At 32.2% G+C, this 8,225-nt stretch carries 4 protein-coding genes; all 4 read right to left on the minus strand.

Annotated elements, in window-relative coordinates:
- Positions 1 to 764: 764 nt before the first annotated feature.
- Genes J3U20_RS00990 through J3U20_RS01005 form a run of 4 tightly spaced genes read right to left on the minus strand, consistent with a single transcriptional unit; the run spans position 765 to position 7,842 of the window.
- On the minus strand, positions 765 to 2,396 hold the full coding sequence (locus tag J3U20_RS00990) for a type I restriction-modification system subunit M (protein WP_160543264.1): 1,632 nt from the start codon (positions 2,394 to 2,396) through the stop codon (positions 765 to 767).
- 21 nt (positions 2,397 to 2,417) lie between these two features.
- Positions 2,418 to 3,536, minus strand: coding sequence for an AAA family ATPase (locus J3U20_RS00995; RefSeq protein ID WP_160543265.1), 1,119 nt, complete (start codon positions 3,534 to 3,536; stop codon positions 2,418 to 2,420).
- A gap of 3 nt (positions 3,537 to 3,539) precedes the next feature.
- On the minus strand, positions 3,540 to 4,823 hold the full coding sequence (locus J3U20_RS01000; RefSeq protein ID WP_160543266.1) for a restriction endonuclease subunit S: 1,284 nt from the start codon (positions 4,821 to 4,823) through the stop codon (positions 3,540 to 3,542).
- Positions 4,810 to 7,842 carry a type I restriction endonuclease subunit R gene (locus tag J3U20_RS01005; protein ID WP_160543267.1) on the minus strand — a complete coding sequence of 1,011 codons (3,033 nt, stop codon included), beginning with the start codon at positions 7,840 to 7,842 and terminating at the stop codon, positions 4,810 to 4,812. The genes J3U20_RS01000 and J3U20_RS01005 overlap by 14 nt, the downstream gene beginning before the upstream one ends.
- Positions 7,843 to 8,225 lie beyond the last annotated feature (383 nt).

Consider the following 8,225-nt stretch of genomic DNA (forward strand, 5'->3'; position numbering starts at 1 on the left):
GTGTTTTTTGGAGGCTGCTTTGGCACCGACATTAAAAACGGATGAACACCAACCATAGTCGTTGGTATAAGCTATAATTATAATTTTATAAGGCTTTAAATTTATATTTATTTATGAGAAAAAATAGATTGTTGTATTTTAAATCATGAATTTTTTGATCACATAAATCTTTTATTGTAAATTTGTATATATTTAAATTAGACATTAGAAATTTGACATATTAGACATAGAAAAATTAATTGAACATTCTAAATCACTCTGAATTACTCAATACAGAGTGATTTTTTATATTCTAAAGTAAATTTTTATTATGATGTAGAATATTCAAATTCCTAATTATTATATTAAAGATAATCTTTAAAAATTTATTTAATAATAAATTAGTACAATATCTTTAATACAAATTGTAATAAACTTTTGTTACAAATTTAAAATAATGCAACAAAAAATTAGCAGAATTAGGCACAAGTAAAAAAACGTAAAAAAGGGCTATAAACCGTGTAAATACAAGAAAACCCGCTATATAAGCGAGTTTATTAGCAGAGAGGATGGTCTCTTTCTAAAATATCTTAACATTGTTCTATAATATCCAATTTTTATATTACGGTAACGGTTTGATAACATTCCTAAAAAAGAAAAACTACAATTAAACATTGATTAAACCGATGTATATTATCATACGTTCAGCATAGTTTTATTCAAGCTTTTCGCAAGTATCTAAATATAGATATTTGCGCCTTGCATTAAATTTATAACTCTTCCTATTAGTTAATAGGAGGTAACCCCAGCTCTTTTAGAAATTCATTATGTTTATCCGTATTTGTTTTTATGCTTTCGTTTATTGATATCAATTTTTTATTTACCTCTTTTAAATCAATTGGTACTTCCTCTTCTGATATATCTACATATCTCGAAATATTTAGGTTATACCCATTTTTCTCAATTTCTTCCATCGAAACTTTACGAGAATATCGTTCTATTTCATATCGGTGCTGATATGTTTCGAAAATTTTATCTATATGTTTATCTTCTAATGAATTTTGCCTTTTACCTTTTACATAATGTTCACCGGCATTAATAAACAAAATATCATCCTCTTTTTTACATTTTTTCAAAACCAGAATACAAACCGGAATACCTGTTGAGTAGAATAAATTGGAAGGTAATCCAATAACCGTGTCAATATTATTATCTTTTAATAGCTTAGTTCGTATTCGCTCTTCTGCTCCTCCACGAAATAAAACACCATGAGGCAATATAATGGCCATAGTTCCTTCTTTAGCTAAAAAGTGAAATCCGTGTAATAAAAAAGCAAAGTCAGCTGCTGATTTTGGTGCCAAGCCATGACTTTTAAAACGAAAATCTTCTGCCAGAGTATCGTTCGGCTCCCAACGTAAACTAAAAGGCGGATTAGCTACTATGGCATCAAATTCGATCTTTTTAGAAGGATTCATCTCGTTCAATATATCCCATTGGTTAAGCAAAGTATCTCCGTGGAAAATTTCAAACTCGGTGTCTTTCATGCCGTGTAGAAGCATATTCATACGTGCCAGATTGTAAGTCGTCACGTTTTTTTCCTGCCCGTATATTTTCCCTATGGTACCGCCATTTTCCCTTAATTTGGTTCTTACATTCAAAAGTAACGAACCCGAACCACAGGCAAAATCCAATACTTTGTCCAATTTAGGTCTTGGACCTCTTACAGGATCTTGAGTATCTAAGATAACAATTCGGGAAAGAATGGTTGAAATTTGTTGAGGAGTATAAAACTCTCCTGCCTTTTTTCCTGAACCGGCGGCAAATTTGCCAATCAAATATTCATAAGCATCTCCAAGAGTATCGGTACCTGTAGAAAAATCAGCAATGCCTTCGGCTATTTTTGTAATTATCTTACAAAGCTTATCATTTCTTTCTTTGGAAGTTTTTCCGAGTTTTTCCGAGTTCAGGTTGATTTCAGAAAACAAACCTTTAAATGTGGTTTCAAACGATTCGTTTTCAATGTAACGGAACCCTTTTTGGAGTGTTTCCAATAAATCATTATCTTGAGTACGAGCCAGTTCGATAACATTACTCCATAAATATTTCGGTTTGATAACATAGTGAACTTTTCTACGCATCTGCATTTCAAAATTTTCTATATCCTCTTGGTTTTTGTCGTACCAGAATTGTAAAGGGAGAGGTACAATAAAATCATCTCGGTTATCTTTAGAAGAACTTTTGGGATAATCTTTTCCTAATTCCTTTTTGGCTGCTTCTTCATAGTTAAAAGACAGATACCGGAGAAAGAGAAACGAAAGCATATAATCACGAAAGTCATCCGCATTCATGGCTCCTCGCAATTGATCTGCTATAACCCAAAGTGTATCCCCTAATTTATTTTTATCTTGTTGTGTCATACTGTTTCTGTTTTAAGTTTTTTAGTTAAATATTTCTGGAAAATGAAATTCGTACTTTTCTGTAAAACCGGTAAAAATTCTTTTGAAAAGTTCTTTGTTGTCATCTCCCATTTCTACGGGGTCGAATATTGAATATTTACCATGGCTGAATAATTGTAATGCCCGTTCAAAAAGCACTTCATCTTCTAAACCGACAATACATTTATCAATTTTATCATATCCAAAAAAAGTTGCCGTTTTTTCTAAAATACTTCTCAAGGAATTAAAATGATAGGTATAAATTTTATTTGATTCACAGACTTTTTTTAATTCGCTCAGTATGGCTATATGATGAAAAAAAGGGGTATCTTTGGTATTTTGTAAAGCATATCCATCAGTTCCTTTACTATGTAAAAAATAACGTTTATACTGCAGTTTTTTTCTACCAAATTCATTGAAAAGTACGTTAAAGAACAAGCTGTGATGCGTTGAAATTACCGTTTTAATCATGTTACCTTTTGTGGAAATTAAATTACATAAATCACAAGCAACCGCAATAGCATTATTTTCATCAAGAGAGGATATGGGATCATCAATATAAATATACTTCACCCAACTGTATGCAGGGTCTTTATCAATAGCTAACTGACAAATGGCAAGAAAAAAACACCATATAAATAAGGTTTCTTCTCCTCTTGAGATTTTAATATTCTCTACAGTTTGTTCATTTCCGCCAACAATCATGCTTCGTGAAAAAGCTACGGTGGAGGTATCATAATCGATATCGAACTTTAAATCTACATAATTATTAAAAAATGATTCAATTTTGACATCCAAATCCAACTCATGTAATCCGTCAAAAAATACAGAGTCAGGATTTAATTTAAGTACTCGGTTGGTATCATTTTCAAGGTCATTATTCCAAAAAAATAAATCTTCAGTAAATGCATTGAAATATAAAGTATCCCGACTGGTTACATTACCATCAACATTAACCTTTTTTCCGGCCTGTTTAAATTCCATGGAAAGCCGGGTTTTACCACTACCATTATGAGCAAATAATAATACCAAATTTTTTATTGGGCGATTGTCACCTGTTAAATCCTTTCGGAGATGCTGGGCTACCTCTGTGAGGTTTATAAAATAAGTTATTTCACTCATGCTTTAATCATTCATTTTAGGAAACAAACCCTGTATCAATCCTTTCTTATGTAGTTTTAATTGTTCTATCTTTTCTGTATGGGCTGTAATTAAAGTATCTAAGGATGATAGGCAAGATGCGATTTTTTGTTGTTCATTGAGATTAGGGAGAAGAATAGAAAATTTTCTTACATTTTCCATTGTTAAAGCGGGCTGTGAACTTGAAGAAATGTATTTTGAAATTTCTTTTCCTTTAAAATTAGGTACATTGAAGTATTGAAGCAAAAACTTTGCATATATTTCTTTCTTGTTTGGTCTTATTCTTGAAACATTCGGAGCCAAATAATATTTATCATTCTCAGGAATCAAAGCCACTTCTCCAATTGTCCCTATATAAGTAAACATCAAATCATCTATAAATAATTTGCTTCTATTTAGCTTATTAAGTTCACTGTTATCAATATATTTAACATCAGACAATTCCAAACCATTATTTTTAATATTCAAACCTCTCAGGGCAATTATTTTTCCTTTATTTTCATAAACAATGTGCTTTGTAAATTCATATCCTGCCAATTTGGAAATATGAGCAATTTCTCCCAACTTTCTCTCTATCCACTCTCCATTATTCTCAAACTCCTTAAACCGAAATTTTGGTACTTTTTCTCCTTCTTGAGGAAATAGGTTTTGCATTAATCCTTTTTTGTGGTCTTTAAGCAGATCCAGCTTTTGAACTTGAGCTGCTATCATCTCATCTAAAGAGGAAAGGCAGGAAGCTATTTTTTGTTGTTCGCTGGGTAAAGGATATAAAATCGGAATATTCATAAAAACAGAATCAGTTATGCTCATTCTGTCAAATCTGGCACCAGTATTTGAAGCTTTTCTTATTGCGCTATACCAATGAATTGTTTTGAAATAGTACTCATAAAAATCGTTATTTTTATTTGTAAATCTAAAAACAGTATAAAGTGGAGACAGTACCCCTCTTTTCTTTGTTTTGTTTTTAGATATCGGACCTACTGGAGCAATATTCGAAATACGAGGATTATAGACATAGTCGCCATCTTCTACTATATAATAATTCTCTAAATTATTTTTATTTGCAATATCTTTATCAAAAAAGTCCCTTTGGTCTACGATGCCATCAATAGCGGAATTAGTAAAAACATTATTTATTAATCCATCTTTATTTTTTTTGACTATTTTTTTTGCGAGTTTCCCAAGTATTTTCTCCTCCCATTCCCCTTCATCCACAAATTCAGGAAAGCGCAATTTGGGTATTAATTCTTTTTTCTTACTCATAAGCATCTAATCCTGATATTTCACGTCCTTGGGCTAATTTATTTAATAGGGGTACTAGGTCTTCCATCAATGCTAATTCTTTAACCCTACGTTCTTTCCAGCCTAAGCTTAAGGGTTCTAATAAATCCGTAAGCTTTTCCCCGTCAAAAATCATCCGGCTCATGATCTCTTCTACAAAAGCTTTCAGGTCTGCTGTTTCTAATCCGTACTTGTGAGCTATGGTAGCCAGTTCTTTGTTGTGTTTTTGAACTTTAAATGTATTGTACCCTTGATAAAGCGACTTTACATCCTGACCGCTGTTCCAATCCAAACTGTTGATATATTCGGTTAAATCTTCTTCTTCCATTAAATTGGAATTGGATTTCAGCAAACTAATTACCTGTTCTTTAGTCATCTTATGCTTAGAAGGTTTCTTTTGCGTATTGTCTGCAATCAGATTCATGATATAATCATAGTCTATTATAGCAGAGGCAAACAATACAAATTCAAAATCCAGTTGTTGAATTTCGGGCGGTACTTCATCGCCTCCTTTTTGCTGGATTTCTCTTAGTCGCTTCGCTGTTTCCAAATACGAACTTCTAAATCTTTGTAAAGTTTCGTAAGGTAAAATGGTTTCGATGGTAGTTTTTTGATCTTCATCCAAGTCTGTATATTGATCAAGCTGGGTTTTAAGCCGTTGTACCTCTTTAAAGTTTTTCACAAAGGTAATCCTTGCAGCATCTCCTCTCAATCCGTATACTTCTTGCGGTTCATTAACAAGGTTTTGTTGTTGCATAAAATCTCCCAATTTATCTACGGCTTCTTTATATTTTTCAATAATTACCGGAGCAGGATCAACCAGCCAAATTTTTCTGGACTGTCCACTGTCTTCTCCCGAAAAAAGAGCGATAGCTTGATTTACGGCATCCTGCTGCGAACGGAAATCTAAGATATTGCCGTAAGGCTTGGAATCATTGAGCACCCGATTGGTTCGTGAAAATGCCTGAATAAGTCCGTGATATTTTAGGTTTTTGTCTACGTACAAAGTATTCAGGTATTTGCTGTCAAAACCTGTAAGCAACATATCCACTACTATGGTTATGTCAATTTTATTTTTATGTGGATAATCTTTATTACTATATTTTTGATCTTTAATGCGTTTTTGTACGTCCTGATAGTATAAATCAAACTCATGGATGCTATGATTCGTACCGTATTGTATATTATAATCGGTAATAATTTCCGTTAAAGCTCTTTTCTTTTCTTCAGGGTTTTGTGTATTGTCTTCTCTTTCCTGAATTAAATCTTCCTGAAGTTGCTTGATATCTGCTGCATTCTTTTGGCTTTGACGGTCTCCATCCTTAGCAATTAACTGTGCGGGTGGTGAAAATACACAAGCAATATTCAACGGCAGATAATCAGGATTTTCGCTTTGTTTCTTTTTCTGAACTTCTTTGAATAACTGATAGTATTCAATAGCATTGTTGATAGAAGCAGTAGCCAAAATAGCATTAAATTTTCTGTTGTTGGTTGCTCCATTATGCTTCTCCAAAATGGACTCCACAACCGCCTTTCGTTCAACCGTTTCTCCCTGATTTATTTTAGTAGAATTTTTGCCCTTAAAAAAATCTATGTGGAAACGCAATACATTTCTATCATCAATAGCATGAGTGATGGTATATTTATGCAACTCTTGATCAAATATATCTTTCGTCACTTTGTATGTTGCTTTTCCATCTTCTCTTATAACATTAGTCGCATTATCTCCAAAAATGGGTGTACCTGTAAAACCAAATAGCTTTGCATTGGGAAAAAACGCTTTTATCGCTGTATTATAATTTCCAAATTGAGAACGATGGCATTCGTCAAAAATGAAAACCATACGTTTATCTTTCAAAGGTTCTAACCTCTTTTTATAAATTTCTTTACCGTTTTTTTCCTTTGCTTTGTTATGCTTACTATCTTCCTCGGCTAAAGCCAAACCCAATTTTTGGATGGTAGTAACAATTACTTTGTCGGCATAGTCGGTAGAAAGCAAACGCCTTACCAATGTTTCTGTATTGGTATTTTCTTCTACACTCCCTTCTTGAAATCTATTGAATTCCTCCCGGGTTTGTCTATCGAGATCTTTCCGGTCAACTACAAATAAACATTTTTCAATATCAGGCATGTCTTTCATTAAAGTAGAAGCTTTGAAAGAAGTTAGGGTTTTACCACTTCCTGTGGTATGCCAAATATAACCGTTTCCTAAGTTTTGTTTAATAGAGTTAATAATAGCCTCTACTGCATAAATCTGATACGGACGCATCACAAGCAATTTTTGTTCGCTTTCCACCAGTACCATATATTTACTAATCATTTCTCCAAGTGTGCATTTTTTGAGGAATTTATCAGCAAAATCATAAAGATTATTAATCTTGTTATTATTAATGTCAGCTAATTCATAAACCGGAAGAAATTGTTCATCTGCATTAAATGCAAAATGCTCATTTTTATTATTCGCAAAGTATAAGGTTCTGCTTTCATTACTCACTATAAATAACTGCATAAAGCAAAGCAGAGAGTTTCCGTAACCATTGCCCGGTTCGTTTCTATAATCCACTATTTGCTGCATGGCTTTTCGCGGCGATATATCATACTTCTTTAATTCAATCTGCACCACAGGCAAACCATTGATTAAAAGAATAACATCATAACGTTGATGACTGTTTTCTGTATTAATGCGTAATTGATGTATAACTTCATAATTATTTTTACACCAATCTTTGATGTTTATCAAGGTATAGTGTAGAGGAGTTCCATCTTCACGCTGAAAGTATTGTTTTTCACGCAACATTTTGGATGTAGTAAATACATCCGAATTAATTATTTCTTCCCGAAGTCGAGAAAATTCACTATCTGAAAGATGAACACGGTTATGCTCTTCAAATTTGGCTTTAAAGTTTTCCTCAAGCGTTTTTCTATCAACAATATCCTGGCGATAATTATATTTTAAATTTGAAAGTTGTTTAATTAAATTTTTCTCTATTTCTATTTCTTTAATCATATATATATGTATATGCCAAAATGATATATTTTATTTCCTATTCTGTTAATTACAGATGGTTAATAATTTATCTGTTCTGTTAATAGTTAATTAGATAAAGAGTACAAATATACATAAAAAGCAACGCTTATAAATGATTATAAATCATTTTTACTATTCTAATGTTATCTCATCCAAGCCCTTAAGAAAATTCAATTTTTTCATTTTGAATGGGTATTTTTAAAATCTATTTTTATGTTAACTATAGGAAAAATAGTAAAATATAAGTTTAAAAATATGAATTACCGAAATAATGGGATCCGATGAGCCTTAGCGGTTATAGCAGATGCATTAGGATGGTTCTTACAAGTAAATCCGTTTTTGGGTGTAAATTCAGTAGATTT

This window comes from Apibacter sp. B3919 (genome assembly GCF_026537405.1).
GTDB lineage: Bacteria > Bacteroidota > Bacteroidia > Flavobacteriales > Weeksellaceae > Apibacter.

Bases quoted from the DNA above. Each gene is read 5' to 3' on its own strand.
- J3U20_RS00990 (WP_160543264.1), bottom strand. From the start codon at position 2,396: ATGACACAACAAGATAAAAATAAATTAGGGGATACACTTTGGGTTATA.
- J3U20_RS00995 (WP_160543265.1), bottom strand. From the start codon at position 3,536: ATGAGTGAAATAACTTATTTTATAAACCTCACAGAGGTAGCCCAGCAT.
- J3U20_RS01000 (WP_160543266.1), bottom strand. From the start codon at position 4,823: ATGCTTATGAGTAAGAAAAAAGAATTAATACCCAAATTGCGCTTTCCT.
- J3U20_RS01005 (WP_160543267.1), bottom strand. From the start codon at position 7,842: ATGATTAAAGAAATAGAAATAGAGAAAAATTTAATTAAACAACTTTCA.